General features: G+C 39.5%; 20 protein-coding genes. 4 read left to right on the forward strand and 16 right to left on the reverse strand.

Going from position 1 to position 20810, the window contains the following annotated elements; genetic code table 11:
* Positions 1 to 5: 5 nt before the first annotated feature.
* The 7 genes from yihA to rpsO form a co-directional block, all read right to left on the reverse strand.
* Positions 6 to 593, reverse strand: a complete 588-nt coding sequence (yihA, locus tag PT278_RS01625; protein ID WP_277129703.1) for a ribosome biogenesis GTP-binding protein YihA/YsxC — start codon at positions 591 to 593, stop codon at positions 6 to 8.
* Positions 583 to 1848, reverse strand: coding sequence for an ATP-dependent Clp protease ATP-binding subunit ClpX (gene clpX / locus PT278_RS01630; protein WP_277129704.1), 1266 nt, complete (start codon positions 1846 to 1848; stop codon positions 583 to 585). The genes yihA and clpX overlap by 11 nt, the downstream gene beginning before the upstream one ends.
* A gap of 127 nt (positions 1849 to 1975) precedes the next feature.
* Positions 1976 to 3298 carry a trigger factor gene (tig, locus tag PT278_RS01635; RefSeq protein ID WP_277129705.1) on the reverse strand — a complete coding sequence of 441 codons (1323 nt, stop codon included), beginning with the start codon at positions 3296 to 3298 and terminating at the stop codon, positions 1976 to 1978.
* A 143-nt stretch (positions 3299 to 3441) separates the two neighbouring features.
* A complete protein-coding gene (tuf, locus tag PT278_RS01640; RefSeq protein WP_277129706.1) occupies positions 3442 to 4632 on the reverse strand; it encodes an elongation factor Tu in 1191 nt (396 codons plus the stop codon).
* A gap of 185 nt (positions 4633 to 4817) precedes the next feature.
* Entirely contained in the window at positions 4818 to 5651 is an 834-nt protein-coding gene (locus PT278_RS01645) for a tetratricopeptide repeat protein (RefSeq protein ID WP_277129707.1), read from the reverse strand.
* Positions 5652 to 5653: 2 nt separating this feature from the next.
* Complete coding sequence (locus PT278_RS01650; protein ID WP_277129708.1) at positions 5654 to 7423, reverse strand: ribonuclease J; 1770 nt, start codon at positions 7421 to 7423, stop codon at positions 5654 to 5656.
* Positions 7424 to 7578: 155 nt separating this feature from the next.
* Positions 7579 to 7848 (reverse strand): 30S ribosomal protein S15, encoded by a 270-nt coding sequence (gene rpsO / locus PT278_RS01655; protein ID WP_277129710.1) that lies wholly within the window; start codon positions 7846 to 7848, stop codon positions 7579 to 7581.
* 202 nt (positions 7849 to 8050) lie between these two features.
* Between rpsO and rpsT the strand changes: the two genes are divergently transcribed.
* The gene (gene rpsT / locus PT278_RS01660) at positions 8051 to 8302 is read left to right on the forward strand and encodes a 30S ribosomal protein S20 (protein WP_277129711.1); all 252 of its coding nucleotides are present in this window, start codon (positions 8051 to 8053) and stop codon (positions 8300 to 8302) included.
* A 63-nt stretch (positions 8303 to 8365) separates the two neighbouring features.
* On the opposite strand, the gene holA is transcribed toward rpsT, so the two are convergent.
* The 9 genes from holA to typA form a co-directional block, all read right to left on the reverse strand.
* A complete protein-coding gene (gene holA / locus PT278_RS01665; RefSeq protein WP_277129712.1) occupies positions 8366 to 9352 on the reverse strand; it encodes a DNA polymerase III subunit delta in 987 nt (328 codons plus the stop codon).
* Positions 9349 to 11631 carry a DNA internalization-related competence protein ComEC/Rec2 gene (locus PT278_RS01670; RefSeq protein ID WP_277129966.1) on the reverse strand — a complete coding sequence of 761 codons (2283 nt, stop codon included), beginning with the start codon at positions 11629 to 11631 and terminating at the stop codon, positions 9349 to 9351. The genes holA and PT278_RS01670 overlap by 4 nt, the downstream gene beginning before the upstream one ends.
* A complete protein-coding gene (locus PT278_RS01675) occupies positions 11600 to 12307 on the reverse strand; it encodes a helix-hairpin-helix domain-containing protein (RefSeq protein WP_277129713.1) in 708 nt (235 codons plus the stop codon). Before PT278_RS01675 ends, PT278_RS01670 begins: the two co-directional genes overlap by 32 nt.
* 60 nt (positions 12308 to 12367) lie before the next feature.
* Entirely contained in the window at positions 12368 to 13417 is a 1050-nt protein-coding gene (locus PT278_RS01680; protein WP_277129714.1) for a SepM family pheromone-processing serine protease, read from the reverse strand.
* Positions 13418 to 13420: 3 nt separating this feature from the next.
* On the reverse strand, positions 13421 to 13900 hold the full coding sequence (gene coaD / locus PT278_RS01685) for a pantetheine-phosphate adenylyltransferase (protein WP_277129715.1): 480 nt from the start codon (positions 13898 to 13900) through the stop codon (positions 13421 to 13423).
* Complete coding sequence (rsmD, locus tag PT278_RS01690) at positions 13900 to 14451, reverse strand: 16S rRNA (guanine(966)-N(2))-methyltransferase RsmD (RefSeq protein ID WP_277129716.1); 552 nt, start codon at positions 14449 to 14451, stop codon at positions 13900 to 13902. Before rsmD ends, coaD begins: the two co-directional genes overlap by 1 nt.
* Complete coding sequence (locus tag PT278_RS01695) at positions 14448 to 14789, reverse strand: YlbG family protein (protein WP_277129717.1); 342 nt, start codon at positions 14787 to 14789, stop codon at positions 14448 to 14450. Before PT278_RS01695 ends, rsmD begins: the two co-directional genes overlap by 4 nt.
* Positions 14786 to 15958, reverse strand: a complete 1173-nt coding sequence (locus tag PT278_RS01700) for an FtsW/RodA/SpoVE family cell cycle protein (RefSeq protein WP_277129718.1) — start codon at positions 15956 to 15958, stop codon at positions 14786 to 14788. The genes PT278_RS01695 and PT278_RS01700 overlap by 4 nt, the downstream gene beginning before the upstream one ends.
* Before the next feature lie 103 nt (positions 15959 to 16061).
* A complete protein-coding gene (gene typA / locus PT278_RS01705; RefSeq protein WP_277129719.1) occupies positions 16062 to 17903 on the reverse strand; it encodes a translational GTPase TypA in 1842 nt (613 codons plus the stop codon).
* A 258-nt stretch (positions 17904 to 18161) separates the two neighbouring features.
* Here typA and def point away from each other — a divergent pair, with 258 nt between their 5' ends.
* From def to PT278_RS01720, 3 genes are all read left to right on the forward strand, one after another.
* Entirely contained in the window at positions 18162 to 18716 is a 555-nt protein-coding gene (gene def, locus PT278_RS01710) for a peptide deformylase (RefSeq protein ID WP_277129720.1), read from the forward strand.
* A 176-nt stretch (positions 18717 to 18892) separates the two neighbouring features.
* Complete coding sequence (locus tag PT278_RS01715; protein WP_277129721.1) at positions 18893 to 19117, forward strand: DNA-dependent RNA polymerase subunit epsilon; 225 nt, start codon at positions 18893 to 18895, stop codon at positions 19115 to 19117.
* A gap of 6 nt (positions 19118 to 19123) precedes the next feature.
* Positions 19124 to 20803 (forward strand): ribonuclease J, encoded by a 1680-nt coding sequence (locus PT278_RS01720; RefSeq protein WP_277129722.1) that lies wholly within the window; start codon positions 19124 to 19126, stop codon positions 20801 to 20803.
* The last annotated feature ends 7 nt before the right edge of the window (positions 20804 to 20810 follow it).

Raw genomic sequence — 20810 nt, forward strand, 5'->3', positions numbered from 1 at the left:
TTTATTTACTGTAAATGTTGTTCAATCCAGTCACTTAATTCTTTAACATGCAGTTTTTTAACTGAGCTGTATGTCAGAACAGTAACATTGTCATAGGATAAATCCAATGTCTTTTTCAAGTTAGCAAGTACCTTGTTAACTTGATTTTTTTTGACCTTGTCAATTTTTGTACAAACTAATAAAATCGGTAAATTTAAGTATTGCGCATAATTATACATGGCAATATCATCCTTAGTTGGTTCATGACGCGAATCAACTAAAATGACTAAGCCCCTTAAATTCTCTCGTGTTTCAAGATAATCCTGAATCATTTCACCGAATTTAGCTCGTTGCGATTTTGAAACTTTCGCATAGCCATAACCGGGAACGTCAACTAGATAAAATTCCTCATTGACAATATAAAAGTTCAACGTTTGCGTTTTACCCGGTTGTGATGAAGTTCTAGCAAGATTTTTTCGGTTTAACAGCGAATTGATAAGGCTTGATTTACCAACGTTAGATCGGCCCGCAAGTGCAATTTCAGGCAAATTATCTTTGGGATACTGATCTTCACGAACAGCACTAATCGCATAATCACTACTTCTAATGATCATTTACGGTTACCTTCATTTCATCGTCATCTGCTCGGCGAGTTACCTTAGGCTCGGCATTATGTGTAATGACGTCCTTAGTAACTTCGACTTCTTCAATATCTGGTTCACTTGGCGTCTTATACATGATACCCATCATTGCATTTTCAATAATTGTCCGTAAACCCCGGGCACCCATGTTGCGTTCAATTGCCATGTCAGCAATTGCTTCTAATGCACCGTCGGTGAACTTCAATTTTACCTGGTCAAGTGCTAATAACTTGGTATATTGCTTAACCAACGCATTTTTTGGTTCTGTTAAAATCCGGACTAAGTCAGAATTATTGAGCTTGTCTAAAGTTGCAATAATCGGAATTCGACCAATAAATTCTGGAATCAAGCCGAATTTAACCAGGTCAGCAGTTGTCAAATGCTGCGTCCAAGCGTCATCTTGCGCCTGATTAAGTTCATTTTCAGCACTAAAGCCGATAATCTTTTTACCTAAACGATTCTTAACAATTTGTTCGATGCCGTCAAAGGCACCACCAACAATAAACAAAATATTAGTGGTGTCCATCTGGATCATCTCTTGTTGTGGATGCTTACGACCACCTTGTGGTGGAACCGAAGCAATGGTTCCTTCTAAGATTTTCAGTAATGATTGCTGTACGCCTTCACCGGAGACATCACGCGTAATTGAAACATTTTCTTCTTTTTTAGAAATTTTATCAATTTCATCAATATAAATAATGCCGCGTTCTGCCCGATCAATATCGTAATCAGCATTTTGCAATAATTTAAGTAAAATATTCTCGACATCTTCACCGACGTAACCTGCCTCGGTTAATGTAGTTGCGTCAGCAATTGCAAAGGGCACATCTAAAATTCTGGCCAAGGTCTGGGCCAAATAGGTTTTACCAGAGCCAGTTGGCCCAATTAAGGCAATATTTGATTTTTGTAGTTCCGTGGATGAATCAACATCCATTTGACTAATTCGCTTGTAATGGTTGTAAACAGACACTGACAGAACTTTTTTAGCCCGCTCCTGCCCAATCACGTATTGGTCAAGTTGTTTCTTGATTTCCATTGGTTTTGGCAGGTCATGGGCTTTTTTTAGTGAGTCCGACTTTAACTCTTCGTCAATAATCTTCTTAGATAAATCAACACACTCATTACAGATATATACGCCGTTGCCAGCAATCATCTTTTTAACTTGATCTTGTGTTTTACCACAAAAAGAGCATTTAATTTCTTCCTGATCAGTAAACTGTGTTGCCATACTATTCCTCCTGTAATCTACAAGAATAAGGGTATCATAAATTTTAAAAAGTACCAGAACTATTTGCTTGTAGAACATAAAAAAAGGTGGTTTATCACAAACCACCTTTTTTGTTAGAAATTAAATTCTATTTTTTGTCAGACTTGTCGTCTTCTTTAATCTTAGACTTAGCAACTTGTTTAGCGTTGTCAGCTACAAGATCGATGGCTTTGCGAACATTAATGTCATGAGCAAGCATTTCATCTGTCAAAGTACCACGGACAGTCTTCTCATCCATATTGTATTCACTAGCAAGATCCTTGACTTCCTTGTCAATTTCTTCTTTTGAAGCTTTAAGATCTTCAGCCTTAACGATTGCTTCAAGAACTAAGTTAGTCTTAACTCTTTCTGCAGCGTCCTTGCTGAATTGAGCACGCAATTGATCTTCAGTTGTATTAGTTAACTTGTAGTAAGTTTCTGGACTAATACCTTGACGTTGCATGTTGCCCAAGTATTGGTTCATTTGGGTATTAACGTCTTCTTGAATCATGGCATCAGGAATTTCGTCAATTGTAGCGTTAGCTACAGCACCTTCAATAGCTGCTTGTTCAATAGCATCCTTAGCAGTATTTTCTTTTTGTTCCTTCAGGTTCTTCTTGATCTTATCTTTTAATTCATCAAGAGTTTCAACTGAATCATCAACGTCTTTAGCAAATTCATCGTCTAATTTAGGCATTTGCTTTGACTTGATTTCATGAATCTTAGTTGCAAAGTGAGCTTCTTTACCAGCTAAATCTTTAGCACCGTAGTTTTCTGGGAAGGTAACTACTACGTCAACATCATCACCAGCTTCGTGACCAATAAGTTGATCTTCAAAGCCAGGGATAAATGTGTTAGAACCAAGTTCAAGTGAGTAATCGTCAGCTGAACCACCATCAAAGGCAGTACCGTCAATTGTACCCTTGTAGTCAATTGTTACAGTGTCGCCCTTTTCAGAAGCACCCTTCTTAAGAACAAGTTCAGCGTTCTTTTCACGGTCTTTTTCAAGTTCAGCATCAATATCCTTAGCATAAACACGTGTGTTTTGCTTAGGTACTTCAATACCCTTGTAGTCGCCTAATTCAACTTCAGGTTCAACTGAAACAATAGCCTTCATTGTCCAATCCTTGTCAGCATCCATTGCTAAAGGTTGGATTTCTGGTTGACCTACAGCAGCAATACCAGCTTCTTCTACAGCAGCTGAATATGCTTCTGGCAAAACAAGGTTCAAAGCATTCTCATATAATGCTTCTTCACCATAGTATTGGTCAAAAATAACACGAGAAACATGACCTTTTCTAAAGCCAGGAACACGTAAACTATTCTTTACTCTTTTAAAAGCTTGATCCAAGCCACGCTTAACCTCAGCTTGAGAAATATCAAAAGTAAGTTCTCCGGTAGTCTTACCGGTCTTATTCCATTTTACAGACATTAATTAAATACCTCCAATGTCGAGTTCGATCGCTTTGTTGCGTACTAAATTATCTTACATTAAACGCGCGCAAAAAACAAATTTAGACAAAAAAAATGTACTTCTATGAAGAAGTACATCTTTTTTAACTGTCTCTTTAGAAACTAGTCAAGAATTTCAGTAACCTGACCAGCACCAACAGTACGACCACCTTCACGGATAGTGAACTTAGTACCCTTTTCAATGGCAGCTGGTTTAATCAAAGTAACAGTAAATTCTGTGTTATCACCAGGCATAACCATTTCAGTACCTTCTGGCAATTCGATTTCACCAGTGATATCAGTGGTGTGGAAGTAGAATTGTGGACGGTAGTCTGAGAAGAATGGAGTATGACGTCCTCCTTCTTCCTTCTTCAAAACATAAACTTGACCCTTAAATTCTTTATGGGTTTGAATTGAGCCAGGTGCAGCCAAAACTTGTCCACGAACAACTTGATCACGGTCAATACCACGAAGCAATACACCAACGTTATCTCCGGCTTCACCCAAGTCTAAAGTCTTGTGGAACATTTCCAAACCAGTAACAACTGACTTAAGAACTTCTGGTACCAAACCAACGATTTCAACTTCGTCACCGGTCTTGATAGTACCACGGTCGATACGACCTGAAGCAACAGTACCACGACCAGTAATAGTGAAGACATCTTCAACTGGCATTAAGAATGGCTTGTCAGTTTGACGTTCTGGAGTTGGAATGTATTCGTCAACAGTGTCCATTAACTTCATGATAACGTCTTGTTGTTCCTTGTCACCTTGTAAAGCTTTCAAAGCTGAACCACGGATAACTGGAATATCGTCACCAGGGTAATCGTATTCAGTTAACAAGTCACGAACTTCCATTTCAACTAAGTCGATCAATTCTGGGTCGTCAACTAAGTCAGTCTTGTTTAAGAAGACAACGATGTAGTTAACACCAACTTGACGAGCAAGCAAAATGTGTTCACGAGTTTGTGGCATAGGACCATCAGTTGCGGCAACAACTAAGATAGCACCATCCATTTGAGCAGCACCGGTAATCATGTTCTTGATGTAGTCGGCGTGACCTGGAGCGTCCATGTGAGCGTAGTGACGATTTTCAGTTTCGTACTCTACGTGGGCGGTATTGATAGTAATACCACGTTCCTTTTCTTCTGGCGCAGCATCGATTTCTGAATAATCTTCAGCCTTTGCTAAGCCTTTTTCTGATAAAACTTTAGTAATAGCCGCAGTTAAAGTGGTCTTACCATGGTCAACGTGACCGATAGTACCAATGTTTACGTGTGGCTTCGTTCTAACGTAATGTTCTTTTTCTGCCATTAAAATGACCCTCCTGTAATTTTGCAAGAAGTCCGTTGAGTAAGTAACGGATAATTCTCTGTTGAATATTGTACTACTTTCATTGGCAAATGCCTAGTATTTTAATGCATAGAGCCATGCCTAATGAAAACGTCCTTTGCTATTATACTAAATACTTTCGAAAAGTAAAGTCTTTTTATTCAAAATTATTTAGGCAAATTAGCATAAATTTGCTCAAACAGCTTGTGGTGACCTCGACCATCGTGATGTTCAATATACGATGCAAGATCACTAGCAAAGCTGTCTGGCTCATCAACGTACTTAGCTAGTTTAGGATAAAGACTGCCTAAAATCAAGTTTACTTCACCCAAAACCGTTGGTAATTGATTGGGGCGATGATAATATCGCGAGCCAATTGCCGAAATAATTTCGTGGTAAACTGTACCCTTTTCTAGTAATTCAGTCTCTTGGGGAATAAATTCTTCAGTCTGGCCTAAGACCAAGACCCGGATTTTATCCTTGACGCCAAGACGAACTAAATCTTCGCACAAAGCAATCCTCACGGCAAAGTTTAAGCTCGGATCAAGCAAAAGACTTTGAGCAAAATTAACAAAATTAGGTAAATCCAATTTGAATAACTGCTCATAATCAAACTGGGTAACCTGCTTTTTTTGCTTAAAATTTTGCATTACCTCTTGCTGTTGAGCTAGAGCAATTGGCGCAACGGTAATTTTCACCCTATTTTTACTTAAATTTTGGACTTCGAGTGCTTCAATTAAAAAATGATTTGCCTGTAAAACTTTACTGTACTCCGCAAAAATGGCTTGGTCAGAAAAAAGATCAGGTTCTTCTTTAATTAACGCAAAAGCAGCATATTCTTGCCCGTCCTTTAAGTATAAATCGCAAAGATTTGTTACTAGTTCAGTTGTTCGGCCGCTGCGCAATGCTTCTTCCAAGTATTGAATTGCTTGCTCAAAGTCACCAGCTGCAGCGCTTTTTTGGGCTAAATTAATTAAATTCTGTTGACTCAATGAGGTCATCTTTAGTCCTTTTGCTCAGCTTTTTGGTTTGACTTTTTATTAGCTGGTGCTGGTTGTTCGGCATCCTGCTTATTATTGCGCTTTTGCATTGCTCGATGACGATTTTGATTAACTTCCATCACAACTGGAAGGACAACAGGCCGACGGTTAGTCTGCTTGTACAGAAACTTCTCAAGGTCGTTACGAACATCTTGTTTAATCTCGGTCCAATCAAACTTTTTATGAGCGAAATTATTGTTGATGGTTTCTTTGATTAACTCAATGCTGTCATGCATTAGCTTACGATTAGCCTTAATATAGACAAATCCACGGCTGGTAACCTGGGGCTCGGCAATAATCTTCTTCTTGCGGCGGTCAATTGTAACAACAGCAATAAAGATACCATCGTCAGACAATACTTCCCGGTCGCGCAAAACGATGTTGCCCACGTCCCCGATACCTGAACCGTCAATCATTGTATCCTCGCCAGGTACTGGGTCAGTTAAGTACAATTTCTTTTGCTTAAAGTCGTAGCTCAAGCAATCACCATTTTTAGTAATAAAAATATTTTCTTTCTTCAAGCCAGTTCTTATTGCTAAATCCTTGTGAATTTCAAGCAAGCGATATTCACCAATTACTGGAATTAAGAATTTCGGCTTTAAGGTGTCAATTAATAACTGCAAGTCGCGCCCAGTCGCATGACCGCTAGTATGCTTGGCATGACCTAATTGAATTACAGTTCCCCCAGCGCGGTAAACCATATCACTTGTCTGAGCGAGTGTTGTTTCAACCGCGTGAGACGGTGTTGTCGAAATAAAGACCAAATCGCCCTGATGAATTGTAATCATGCTGTGCCGATTTTGCGCCATTTTCTGTAAAGAATTAAGCGGCTCACCCATCTGGCCGGTTTCTAAAATTACCGTCTTATTATCAGGAGTTGTCTTCAGGTCTTTGACCCGCATCAATAAGCCCTTAGGCGCCTTTAAGTAACCTAATTCCATTGCTGTTCGAGCAATCTTAGCTACATCACGGCCAGTTAATAACACGCGTCTGCCAGTTCTTTGAGCGGCATTAAACACTTCCTGCATTCTAATAATATTAGATGCCTTGGCAGCAACAATAATGCGTCCCTCAGTATTACGAAAGACATTGGTAACGTAGTCGCCAATACTTTGTTCAGAAACATTTGGCAATGAAGCTTCTGCATTCGACGAATCACTTAAAAGCGCTAAAACACCCTTTTGCGAAATTTCAGCGAGTCGATCCATATCAGTGCGATAATTTGGCGCTGCTGACGGATCAAACTTAAAGTCTCCCGTATAAACAACTTCACCGGCTGGTGTATGAACATCGATCCCTAATGAATCTGGAATTGAGTGTGTTGTATGGAAGAACGAAATATTCGCATTCTTAAAATCAATTTCGGTTTCCGCATCAATTGTGTGGAACAAGCTATTCTTACAACGCTTATTAACCCGCTTAACCTTGATCTTAGCAAGTTCAATTGTTAATTGTGAGCCAAAGACTGGAATATCATAGTCTCGCAGAATATACGGTAAGGCACCAATAGAATCAGCGTGTCCGTGCGTCAAAAAGATGCCGACAACCTGATCGCCATACTGCTCAAAGAAATCAAGATCTGGAATAACCAAATCGATTCCAAACAAAGAACTATCAGGATACTTCAATCCTGCATCAAGGACAAAAATTTCATCGTTGACTTGAACAGCGAACATGTCTTTTCCTTGTTCACGGACGCCGCTCAAAATCATTATTTTAACTTGATCAGCCATTATACTTCCTTTTCTATTTCTATTCAGTTGTTATTTTATGGATCATAGCGATCACAACGTAAAAAGTATCTTTGTTAATTTTAGCATAAAAAGTAATGATGACAAAAATAAAAAAGCCAGTTCGAAACGAGCTGACTTTTTTATCATATTTGCAATTAACGACGTAAACCTAACTTCTTGATTAATTCACGGTAACGATTGATGTCGTTATCTTGTAAGTAACGAAGTAAGTTACGACGGTGACCAATCTTCTTAAGTAAACCAACGTAAGAATGGTGATCGTGTGAGTGACTCTTCATGTGTTCAGTCAAGTTGTTGATATCTGTAGTCAAGATTGCAACTTGAACCTCAGTTGAGCCTGTATCGCCTTCGTGAGTTGCGTACTTCTTAATGATTTCGTCTTTTTCAGCTTTTGAAATTGCCATAATATTTTTTCACCTTTCACTAAAATAATTGCCGTTAACAACGTTAACCGTCAGGTGTGAGCGTGCAAACAGCGTTAACGGTTCACAACAATAGTATAATACAGATTATTTTTTTAAAAAGCAAGTATAAATTATCTTGCATCTGCGATTATTCTCCAGTATAATCAATTAAGTAAAATTACGATCAATGGAGGTGAATCTCATGCCACAAATCAAATCAGCTATTAAGCGTGTTAAAACTCAAGATGCTGCTAGAAAGCGTAACGCCGCTCAAATGAACCAGTTAAGAACTGCTGTTAAGAAGTTCAAGACTGCTCAAGCAGCCGGTGCTGAAGACGCCTCCGAATTACACATTGCTGCTGCTCGTGCTTTGGACAAGGCCGCTTCAAAGGGTCTTATTCATAAGAACAAGGCTAGCCGTGACAAGAGTCGTTTGGCTAAATTGGCTAAATAGTTAGCCTAATTTTTATTGACTAACAATTAAAAAGACAAGGACCATTTTGGTTCTTGTCTTTTTTTATACATTCAAAATAAATAATTTCAGAAAGTTATCTTCATGATACTGACCGTTTTTATAATTAAAGTCTAGCTTAATTGCCTCTTCCAATAAACGCATTAGGTCTTCAAGTGCTAAACGATTACCTAGAGCTAACTTTACGCGGTAAGGATGAACGCCAAGTGCCTTAACAATCTGAGCCTCACTTCTTCCCCGCTTTTGTAAAATTTTTGCAGCTAAAATTAATTCTAACTGATTTTCAAAAACGGCTAATAATTGAATTGGATTGCTCCCTTCACGCAGCTGGTTATCAAGCCGGCTAATCGCTTCTTGGTAGTTATGCTTTAATGCGGACTCCAAAATGGCAAAAACATTTTGCGCAAGCGATAAGTCAACATTCTGCGCAATTGCCTGTTCAGTAATTTTCCCATCAACCGCAACCATTTTCAGTTTATTGTAATTACCTAAAATCGTGTCCAAAACCTGATCGCTGCGCTGCAGTAATAATTGCAAGCCTGTGCGCGAAATTTGGTAACCTTCTGCGGCAATCAAATTTTTAGTTACTGCAGCAACCTCGTATGTTTTGACCTTGGTTTCAACAACGTTGAACTGCTGCATGACTGTTTTAGTTAACTTTTTACGACGGTCAACCTTGTCATAAGAAGCCACCAGCACAACAATGTCATCCAACTGCTGTAAATTTGCAAAGATTTCTTGCAATTGATCCATCTGCTTCTGCACTTTTTTAGGTGCTTTTGCCGTCAAGAAGAACGGGTTTTTGACCGTGATGATTTTTTGCTGGCTAAATAAACTTGATTCAGTTAAGTCTGCAATTAATTCATCAAGGCCTTCACCTTCACAATCAACATTAACCCGTTCAAAGTCATTAAAACGCTCTTCATGCGTATAAGAACGGGCCAGATAATCATTTAAGAAGCTATCTTCACCCAAGATTAAGGTTTGCAGATTATTGCTGTTGGAATTTTTAAATAAAGAAAGTAATGTCATTTGTTATTCACCGTGATAAAACGTGTTAGTTTAGGCTTAGCTATGCCATAAGTCCATGTAATCATACCACAGTCTTGAGTTGAAGCCCATGGTATATGTTGCGCTTGCAATGTCGCCAAAGTCTCTGGATGCGGATGGCCAAAACGATTATTTCGACCAGCAGAAATAAAGACCATTGCTGGGTGTAATTTCTGTAAAAATTCCGGGTTAGATGCTGTCCTACTGCCATGATGTCCTAATTTAAAGTAATCAGCATGAAGGCCATACCTAGACATAATTTTCTGTTCACCAGCCTGACCCAAGTCGCCAGTAAAAAGCCAACTTTCATGTGCCAATGTAAAGGTTAAGGATAGCGAATCATCATTGGTTCCTAATCCCGGTTTAAACGGGTACACAACATGAAAAGTCACTGGTCCCTTAACCGTCATCCCTGCCAATAATTGTCCAATCTGCTCGCGAGTAATTCGGCCATTAATTCTTTTTTGAAAAGACGGATTATTAATTAATCCTTGCGCCATATATAACTTTTTGACTTTTACTTGTTCTAAGAGCGACCCTAAATCACCAACATGATCGGCATCCTGATGCGAAACAAAGAGCCCATCAATTTGACTAATGCCCTCAGCTTTAAGCAGCGGAATGGTTATCTTATTGACTTGCGGCTTTAATTTTTTACCGCCAAAATTTAATTTGCCACCCACATCAATCATGTATACGCGCCGCCAAAGCGGTGTTGTAATTAAAATACTATCCCCCTGCCCAACATCAATAAAAGTTACTTGTCCAGTAAGCGGAAAATGAATCGTAAGCAGCAACAATAGATAAGTTACGCCAAGTCCAATTGCTAAATTACGGCTTAATTTAATTATTTGTCCTTTTTCATTAATATTAATTAATAAGGCTGCTGTTAAAATCAACAAAAAGAGACACTGCCACCAATTAATTTTGCCAAAAGTTAATAAACCAATTTTGGTTGCCGATAATTTACCAATTATCTGTTCGCCGTAATTCAAAAGATGCTCAAATATTGTAGACAGATGCTGATTCCAGCTAAATACCACTAAGTTAATAAATGTTAGCGGCATTACTACCCAGTTAAAATATGGTACAACTAACAAGTTAAAAAGAACTGTTAATAGATTGAACTGAAAAAAATAAACCAGCAATAATGGAGTTAATAATAAATTAAGCATTGCTGACTGCTTCAAGTTCGGCATTTTATCAGTCATCTCTAACCCGAAAGCCAGCGTATAAGTCAAAATGGCGCTAGTGCCCATCATTAAACGTGGATTGAGCAATAAATGCACCAGACAAGTTAAGCCTAACAAATCAAAATGCTTTATTTGCCAACCTTTGAAACTGAATATTTTCCCTAACAGATAAGTTAGACTAGCACGTACAAAACCAGCTTGACCATTACTTAAAAATACCCCAGCCACTAAGATAATCAGGCAGTAGCCAAAGGTCTCTTCTTCGGTAAATTTTAGATAATAACAAAGTGTGCTAATTACCAACGCATAGATACCAACATGCAGACCCGAAATACTTAAAATATGGATTACTCCCAGATCACGGTAATTATTTAAAATTTGCTGATTATCCTGGTTGGAATTTTCTCCTAATATTAATTCGCTGCTAAAAAATCCTAAAATTCGGGGCATTTTTTGAAAATAAGACTGCAATTTAAACCTTAAGTAATGAAAATAATCGCTCCAACTGCCAGCTCGAACCTGCATTTGACAACTTTTAAGTTTAACCTGCTGCCAAATATTTTTACCAGCATAATATTGCCGCAAGTTAAATTGACCATAATTAGTCGCTGGTTCAATTGACTTAGCATCACCTACTAAACTAGATAGATATACCGGCTTTCCCTGATTAAGCTGCCTAAGCTGCTGCTTAGTTGCTGTTCCCGCAACCAGAATTTGTCCGGTTTTCACATGGCCAATACCAGACAGCCAATCATCATCAACCTTAATTTGATCGGGATAAACTTTGATTATCGCGTTTTCCGTCAACGTAAAATGAGTTTGATGGTTATGTAAGACAACATTAATCGTCCCAATTACCAAAAAGGCAACAACAAGCCACTTCAAGCGACCAAACTTTTTCAAAAGTAGGCAGACCAAATAACCTGCCAATAAAATACAAACTAACTGCTGTAAATAACCGTGGCTCTGATAAATACCAAAACTTAAATCAACGCCTAGTAATGCCAACAATAAGAAAAAGCCGGGAGCTAGCAGTTCAGACTGCCAACTGGTCTTTAAGCGCCGCAAAAGTTTTATCACCAATTCCTGAAACTTGCTTTAAATCTTCAATTTTCTTAAAACTACCGTTTTTTTGTCGGTAGGCAATAATCTGTTCCGCCTTCTTCTCCCCGATTCCATTAAGCTTTTGTAATCCTTGAGCATCGGCTGTATTCAAATTAACTTTTGCATGGTCAGTAGCATCGGCTGCAGAAGTTGTGCTGCTCGTGCCATCTGCTGGAGTTGCAGCCGAACTACCACTTACCGAAGTTACAATTTCATTAGCCTTAATTTTTTCGCCCCGATAAGGAATATGGACCTTATCCTGATCTTGTAAAATTAAGGCACGATTAACCTGCTTTAACTCTGCATTATTTGTAGTGCCCCCAGCCGCTTCAATTAATTCCTGCAGCCTTGCACTAGACTTCAAAGTATAGACACCTTGATGCTTAACCGCTCCCGAAATATCACAGGTGACACTTTTAGCTTTTGCTGGCTCTGGATCTTGTTTACTACTAACTTCATTAGCCGTTTCTTTAGCTGGTGTCTCTTTTTGCGCTGAATGTTGCTCTTCAGTAAATTCAGTGGCAGTATCATTTTGACTGCTGCCCTGATGAGTCCAAAGAACAATTCCAATAACAACTAAGCCAACTAAAAAATACTGCTTGTGGTCTAAAATAAAATCTTTGATTTGTTCCCAGTTCACGTTTTTCACCTCAATTATTAAATACGAAAAAAGCCCAGAAATTTTTCTGGACTTTTTTAATTAATAATTCTGTTTTAAGTAATTGAGGGCATCAGTGAACGTTCTTACCGGAACAATTTTCATCTTTGAATGAATTGCCCGGGCAGTCTTCTTGGCAATTGCATAATTACTTGCCGATTTTTTGACACCTGTTGTATCCGTTGGAGCAAAGAAAACCTCAGCGCCAACTTTATCCGCGGCAACAACTTTTTTGTCAACACCGCCAATAATGCCAACTTTGCCATCCGGAGCAATTGTCCCTGTACCGGCAATCTTATGCCCCCGTGCCAATTGGCGCCCAGTAAACGTCTCATAACTGGTTATAGTAAACATTAACCCAGCAGATGGTCCGCCAATCTCGCCCGCATTAATGGTTAATCGCGGTTTCGTAGTGACCTGAACATGTTCAACCAGCTGAATACCAATTCCCGGCTTACCGGTTCCCGCAACTTTCACAATCTTACCGGTAAAAAACTGCTGCTTACCCTCACGCAATACCATAATCTTAACTCGCGCATGAAGCGGCTGCTTTTGTAAATACCGCATCATTTCTTCAGTTGACTTAAACCGATGACCATTAGCCCCTAGAACCGTATCACCGACTTGCAATTTATTCTTAAAGCTCGAATGCTTCTGCACCTGCATTACATAAACGCCTTTGTAATCCAGCCGGGGCTTTAGGCCTGCTTGTTTAGCAGCATAGTAAATTGCATTTTGCTGGCTGGTTTCCATGTACCAGTTTTGCAGTTCCTCATACTGGCTGTTAGTTTCGCCGCCCAATAATTCTGAACTTGGTATTCGCGTTGTATATTTTTGCGTGTAGCTCCATAAATATTGCCAAACCGTCGCCGGCCGACTGGTTTCACTTACCGTCACCAAATATAGATTATTAGGCTTAGGTTTCTTGCTTTTCACAAATTGACCGGTAGAAATCGCCTGTCCCGGCATTTCTAAGTAATAATTCGTTGGCCAACTTAAACCAACAATTACTAAAACCAAGGCAATAATGAATAATAGCCAATTTCGTGCCTGTTTTTTACCCTGTCGCTTGTTTTGCTGCTCTTGTGCCATAAATTATCCCAACTTTTGTTTTAAGGCCTCAGCTGCCTTTTGAGGCAGAAAAGCACTAATATCACCATGAAAATGAGCAACTTCCTTAATAATGCTCGAGGCAACAAAACTATCTTCTGGCTTGGTAAATAACAAAACTGTCGCCACTTCTGGTACCATTTTTTTATTCATTGCCGCAATTTCTTGCTCGTATAAAAAGTCGGAACTGTTGCGGACACCGCGAACAATCGCTTGAGCATGTAACTCACGCGCAACATTAACTGTTAAGTCTTCCGGTCTTTTCAAGACTTCAACATTTGGACAGTCTTTTAACGCATCTTGGGCAAAGGCAACCCGCTCATCAACAGTAAATAAATATTCTTTAGAAGTGTTAGTCATTACGACCACATACAGCTTGTCAAACATCCCTGCAGCCTGTCTGACAACGTCAACATGGCCGTTCGTAATCGGGTCAAAACTCCCTGGAAATAGCGCAACTGTCATTACTCTGCCCTCCGATAGAAGCGAACGATTGTTTTGCCTAAATGATGCTCTTTAAGCAGTGTAAAGTCGGCAATATCGCCCAACCTAGTTTCATCATCAGTTTCAGCGACAATTATCGCATTTGGCGTTAATAAATCTAATGCCAGCATTTTTTGCATATCTTTGACAATTTGCTGTTTAGCATAAGGCGGATCTAAAAATACCAAATCAAACTGCTGCTTATCCTGAGCCAACTTTTTAAGTGCATTATTGCTGGGCATCTTATAAATTAAAAACCGCTCTTCTTCTTTAGTGAGCGCAACATTTTTACGGATAATTTCTACCGCTGCATAATTAATATCAACGATTGTTGCATGGTCACAGCCGCGCGATACGGCTTCAATGCCCAAGGCACCGCTGCCGCCATATAGGTCCAGCACCTGTCCACCTGAAAAAAATTGCCCCAAACTATTAAACAGTGATTCCTTAACCTTATCACTGGTTGGTCTTGTCTTTTGACTTTTTAACGTAAATAAGTTGCGCTTGGCATACTTGCCAGAAATAATTCTCATGATAAATGTTCTAGTTTTTCCTGTTCTTTTAATAGTTTATCTTCTGCGGCCTGAGCCATCTCTGTAATTTGTTGTTCAATATGACTGCTGGACAAATCCAAATTTTCTTCACTCGATTTTTCAACTTTTTTAACAAAATCAAGTGCAGTTAACTTTTGCATTACCTGATCGATTTCTTTTTGATCGGTATATAAAACGCAGTAACACATTTTTTTAGAAAAATAGACAATATCGCCATAGTGCCGCAGCTTGTACTGGTTACTAGCTGAATCAAGGTAGACAATTAGGCCCTGTCTCTTAGTTATCGGGGTGTCTTGTAAGTCCTGATTAACACTCATTCTTCACTCTCCTTTTCCATTCGTTCGTTAGCTGCCACATTGAGCACTAAACCGATTGATGCCGAAAGGACAATCATTGACGACCCACCATAAGAAATAAACGGCAAGGTAACCCCAGTAATCGGCAGCAGCCCTAATACCGCACCAACATTAAATAAAGTTTCCGTAAAAATAATTGTAGCTACACCAAAGCAAACTAAGGCATTAAATTGCGAATCGGCATGAATGCCCACTTCCATAATGCTCCACATTAAGTAAAAGAGCAGACCTACAATTACGATTGCACCAATTACGCCAAGTTCTTCAGCAGCAATTGACAAAATAAAGTCTGTATATGGTTCCGGCAAATAGCCACGCTTTTGCATACTGTTGCCAAGACCTACACCAAACAGACCACCATTATGAATTGCATAATAAGAGTTAACCAGCTGGGCGCCACCCTTTTGCTGCAGCTGAAACGGGTGCAGAAAGGACATAAACCGTTGATACTGATAGCTATCTTGCAAAAATTTAGGATTCCAATGAACAACCAATGTTACCAGCAAAAAGACGCTGACACCAATGCCAATTAACCAGATCAGTGCTGTCTTAGCAGGCATCCCCGACATGGAAAACAGCACAATTACGATCATTGCTAAAATTGCCGTCCCCCCAAAATCAGGTTCAAGTAATACCAAAAACATCATAATTCCAGCTAATATTGCCGGCCGCGATAAATTTTCGATAATATGGCCGCGCCGAAAGGCACCATCATGCCTGTCTAAAATAAACGCAAGGTAAACTACGAGAGCTAATTTGGCAATTTCCAGCGGTTGGATTTTGATAACCTTCAGATCAATCCAGCCAACGGCACCGTTAACGGCGGCAGCTGAACCCTTAATAACTTTTAAACCAATTAAGTAAAGCAGCATGATCGTGCTAATGCCTAAAAACCACTCAACAAACTTAGCACTCTTGACATTTTCAAGTTTTAATTTAAAAAATAAGAAGGCAAAAATTAATCCCGCAATCGCATATTCTGCCTGTCTGACACCATAAACTGATGGCTTAAAACCATTTACCAGCAAAATATCAGAACTAGCCGAATAAACCATAATGATCCCAATGACAATCAGCAACAAATATGGCACTAAAATTTTGTAATCTAAATGGTGTATTTTTTCACGCACGGATAGCCTCTCCTTTAGGGTAAAAAACCTGTTTTTATTATAAAGCAAAAAGAGCACCACTTCATCAAGTGAATGCTCTTTTTTTGAATTTATTAAACTTTAATTAGTTACGTTTACGCTTCTTGTCAGCCTTTTGACGTTCTGAAGTGTTCAAGATCTTCTTACGAAGACGGATTGATTCAGGAGTTACTTCACAATATTCATCTTCATTTAAGAATTCAATTGCTTCTTCCAAAGTTAACTTCTTAGGTGCATGAATAGCAGCGGCATGGTCCTTACCAGCAGCACGAGTGTTAGTTAAGTTCTTACCCTTAATAACGTTAACTGCGATGTCACGATCACGAGAAGATTGACCAACAATCATTCCTTCATAAACTTCAACACCAGCACCGATAAACAATTGACCACGTTGTTCAACAGTCTGCAATGAGTAAGTAGTTGACTTACCTTGACTGATTGAAACTAAGGCACCGTTTACCCGGCCTGGTTCCCAGTTCTTAACAACTGGCTTGTATGAATCAAAACTGTGGTTCATGATACCATAACCACCAGTTTGTGACATAAATTCGTTGTTGTAACCAATTAAGCCACGAGATGGTACTAAGAAGTCAAGACGAGTTTGACCATTACCAGTTGAGGTCATGTTTTGCATTTCGCCTTTTCTTTGTGACAATGAGTCAATAACTGAACCAACGTATTCGTCTGGAGTATCAACTTGAACAGCTTCAAATGGTTCACACATTGTACCGTCAACTTCACGGTAAATAACCTTTGGCCGTGAAAGTTGTAATTCAAAGCCTTCACGACGCATTTCTTCAACCAAAATTGACAAGTGCAATTCACCACGACCAGAAACAGTCCAAGCGTTAATTTGGTCAGTTGGTTCAACCTTCAAAGAAACATCAGTCCGTGTTTGCTTAATCAAACGGTCTTCTAGTTTCTTAGGAGTAACCTTGTCACCTTCGCGGCCGGCAAATGGTGAATCACTAGCAACAAAGTCCATTTGCAAAGTTGGTGGATCAATCTTAAGTAATGGCAATGCTTCTGGATTCTCAGCTGAAGCAATTGTTTCACCAACGAAGATATCGTTAATTCCGCTGATGGCAATAATGTCACCAGCTTTAGCTTCTTTAATTTCATTACGCTTCAAACCGAAGAAACCAAAGAGCTTAGTAACGCGGAAGTTTTGGGTTGAGCCATCACGCTTCATCACGGTGATGTTGTCGCCAACTTTAACTTGACCGCGGTAAATCCGACCAACACCAATTCGACCAACATAGTCATCCCAATCAAGCATTGTGATTTGGAATTGTAATGGTTCATCAATGTTGTCAAGTGGAGCTGGAATTGCCTTGATAATGGTATCAAAAATTGGATCCATTGTTTCTTTTTGGGTTGCTGGGTCAGCTTCATATGAAGAAGTACCGTTCAAAGCTGAAGCATAAACAACTGGGAAGTCAAGCTGTTCATCATTGGCACCTAATTCGATAAAGAGTTCCAATACTTCATCCATAACTTGCTTCGGACGAGCACCAGGACGGTCAATCTTGTTAATAACAACGATTGGCTTAACACCAGCTTCCAAAGCTTTTTTCAATACGAAACGAGTCTGCGGCATTGTACCTTCGTAGGCATCAACCAAAAGTAATGCCCCATCAACCATGTGCATGATTCGCTCAACTTCACCACCGAAGTCGGCGTGTCCTGGCGTATCCAAAATGTTGATGGTTGTATCACCATATTTAACTGCAGTATTCTTAGATAAGATAGTAATACCACGTTCACGTTCAATATCGTTTGAATCCATTGCCCGGTCTTCCAAAGCCATATGCTCAGGCAGAGTGTCGGATTGCTTCAATAATTGGTTAACCAAAGTAGTCTTACCATGGTCAACGTGGGCTATGATAGCTATATTTCTAATATCGTCTCTTCTTTTTTCTGACAAAAGTATTCCTCCTCCACTCCTCAATAAAAAAACTGTGACTTGGTCACAGTTTCGGCGGCACGCTAAAAAACATGCTGATCGAAGTGTTTTTAATATCTGTGTAGTTACGCTCATTGATTTTACCACCTAAGTATATGCAGGTCAACGTTTATCCCTCTTTTTCAAAATTGAAAAATAGTATAGAATAAAAGTCAGACAATTAAACCAGATTTATGGTAAAAATAGATATAGAACTTTTAGATGAAAGAGTGAATTTAATTGATTTTAATGAAAGATATTACCCGCGATGGTAATCCTGTATTGCGTAAAGTAGCGCAACCGTTGAGTTTTCCGCTTAGTGACCATTATCGCAAGTTAGCTGACGAGATGATGGAATACCTGATTAATTCGCAAGATCCTAAGATTGCCAAAAAGCACCAATTGCGTGCTGGCGTTGGTCTTGCTGCACCGCAAGTTGGTGAAAGTGTCCAAATGGCTTCCTTGCTTGTGCCAAATGAAAAAGGCGAAATTATTTTTAAGGAGACTTTCGTCAATCCTGAAATTTTGTCTGAATCTGTTCGCCAAGCTTGCCTTAGTGAAGGCGAAGGCTGCCTCAGTGTTGACAAGGTAATCGATGGTTATGTTCCTCGTCCTGATAAGTTAAAGATTCATTACTACACTGTTGACGGTGAAGAAAAGACAATCCGCTTAAAGGATTACCCAGCAATTGTTGCTTCCCACGAAATTGAACACTTACGCGGTCACCTCTTTTATGACCGTATCGACAAGCAAGATCCATTTAAATTAGATGAAGATACAGTTGTTATTTATTAGTTAAGTTAAAAGACAAGGAGCCGCCAATGCCTGTTTGACGGCTTTTTTGCTTAATTAATTGGAACTTGTTTCTATACTTGCTATTGCAATTATGGTAGAATTTTTATTAGCTATTGAATATTTTCATAAATATTCATCTTAAGAACGTTTTTATAACTGAATAGGAGAATACAAAGATGATCTACAAAGTTTTGTATCAAAAAGACAAGGTTGTTAACCCAAGAAGAGAAACAACCGAAACTCTTTACATGGAAGCTGACAACTTGGTTAGTGCCAGAACATTGGTTGAGGAAAATACCCCCTACAACATTGAACTCATCCAAGAACTTGCAGGTAATTCATTAGATTACGAAAAAGAACACGCTGATTTTAAATTAACGTCGTTTGAGAACAAGAAGTAGTTTTCCGTGCGCATTAAAAATAATGAAGTTGCCGTTTTTGCAATCGGGGGGTTGCATGAAATCGGCAAAAATATGTACTGTGTCCAATACCAAGATGAAATTGTCATCATGGATTGTGGGATTAAGTTTCCAGAAGATGATTTATTAGGAATCAACTATGTCATTTCAGACTATTCTTACTTAGTTAAGAACCGCAAAAAAATCAAGGCATTAGTTGTCAGTCACGGGCACGAAGACCACATTGGCGGTATTCCCTTTTTACTAGAAAAAATTCCAGAAATTCCGGTTTACGCCACCCCATTTGCCTTGGCCTTAATCAAGGGCAAGCTTGAAGAACACGGTATTCTAAGAACTACTGAACTTCACGAAGAACATGAAGATACTGTTCTAAAATTCAAGAAGTTATCTGTTGAGTTCTTTAGGACTACCCACTCAATTCCTGATACATTAGGAATTGCTGTTCATACGCCACTAGGTGCAGTTGTCTTTACTGGGGACTTTAAGTTCGACTTAACACCCGTAATGAACCAACCAGCACCAGACTTCCAAAAGATGGCTAAGTTAGGCAAAGAAGGAGTTTTAGCCCTTCTTTCCGATTCAACTAACGCGGAAGTTACTCAATTTACTAAATCCGAACGGTTTGTGGCTAAGTCACTGCACGATATTATTACTGGAATTCATGGGCGAATTATCTTTGCCACATTTGCTTCCAATCTTTATCGGGTATCGACAGCCATTCAAGCTGCAATTGACACGGGACGTAAAGTCGCTATCTTCGGTCGTAGTATGGAAAATGGCGTGCAAAACGGGATTGACCTCGGCTACTTAAATGTTCCTGAGGGCCTGATTGTTGATGCCAATGAAATTAACCACACTCCTGCTGATAAGGCGATGATTTTATGTACCGGTTCGCAAGGAGAACCATTAGCTGCCCTCTCGCGGATTGCCAACGGTACCCACAGACAAATTAGTCTGCAGCCGGGAGATACAATTATCTTCTCCTCTAATCCAATTCCTGGTAATACTTTGAGTGTTAACCACTTAATTAACAAGTTGATGGAAGGCGGAGCTAATATTGTTCACGGCCGGGTTAACAACGTGCATACTTCCGGACACGGCGGTCAAGAAGAACTAAAAATGATGGTGCGCTTGACCCATCCACAATATATGATTCCGGTTCACGGCGAATACCGTATGCAAGTTATTCATACAGAATTGGCGCAAGCTGCTGGGGTTCCTGCAGACCATACTTTTGTTTTGGAAAACGGTGAGGTGCTCTGCTTTAGTCCAGAAGGTTCCAGAATTGCTGGTCATGTTCCAGCAGGCGATGTCTATGTTGATACGTCAGGTACTGCTGATGTCGGCAATGTCGTGGTTCATGACCGCCAAGTTCTGTCTGAAGAAGGTCTCGTGGTAGCTGTAGCAACTGTTGATTACAAGCACAAGCGCGTTCTCGCTGGACCCGATGTTTTAAGTCGTGGTTTTGTCTATATGCGTGAATCAACGGACCTGATTAGTCAGGCTCAGAAGCACATTTACCATGTGCTTAAATCAGAAATGGATAAGACCGATCATCCTAAGGACAGTGTTATCCGTAAGGCAATTGTTGAAAATCTTTCTGACTTTTTATATTCAAGAACCAAAAGACGGCCAATGATCCTGCCAATGATTATTGAAAAGAAATAATAAAAAG

It is taken from the genome of Lactobacillus sp. ESL0703, assembly GCF_029433435.1.
GTDB lineage: Bacteria > Bacillota > Bacilli > Lactobacillales > Lactobacillaceae > Lactobacillus.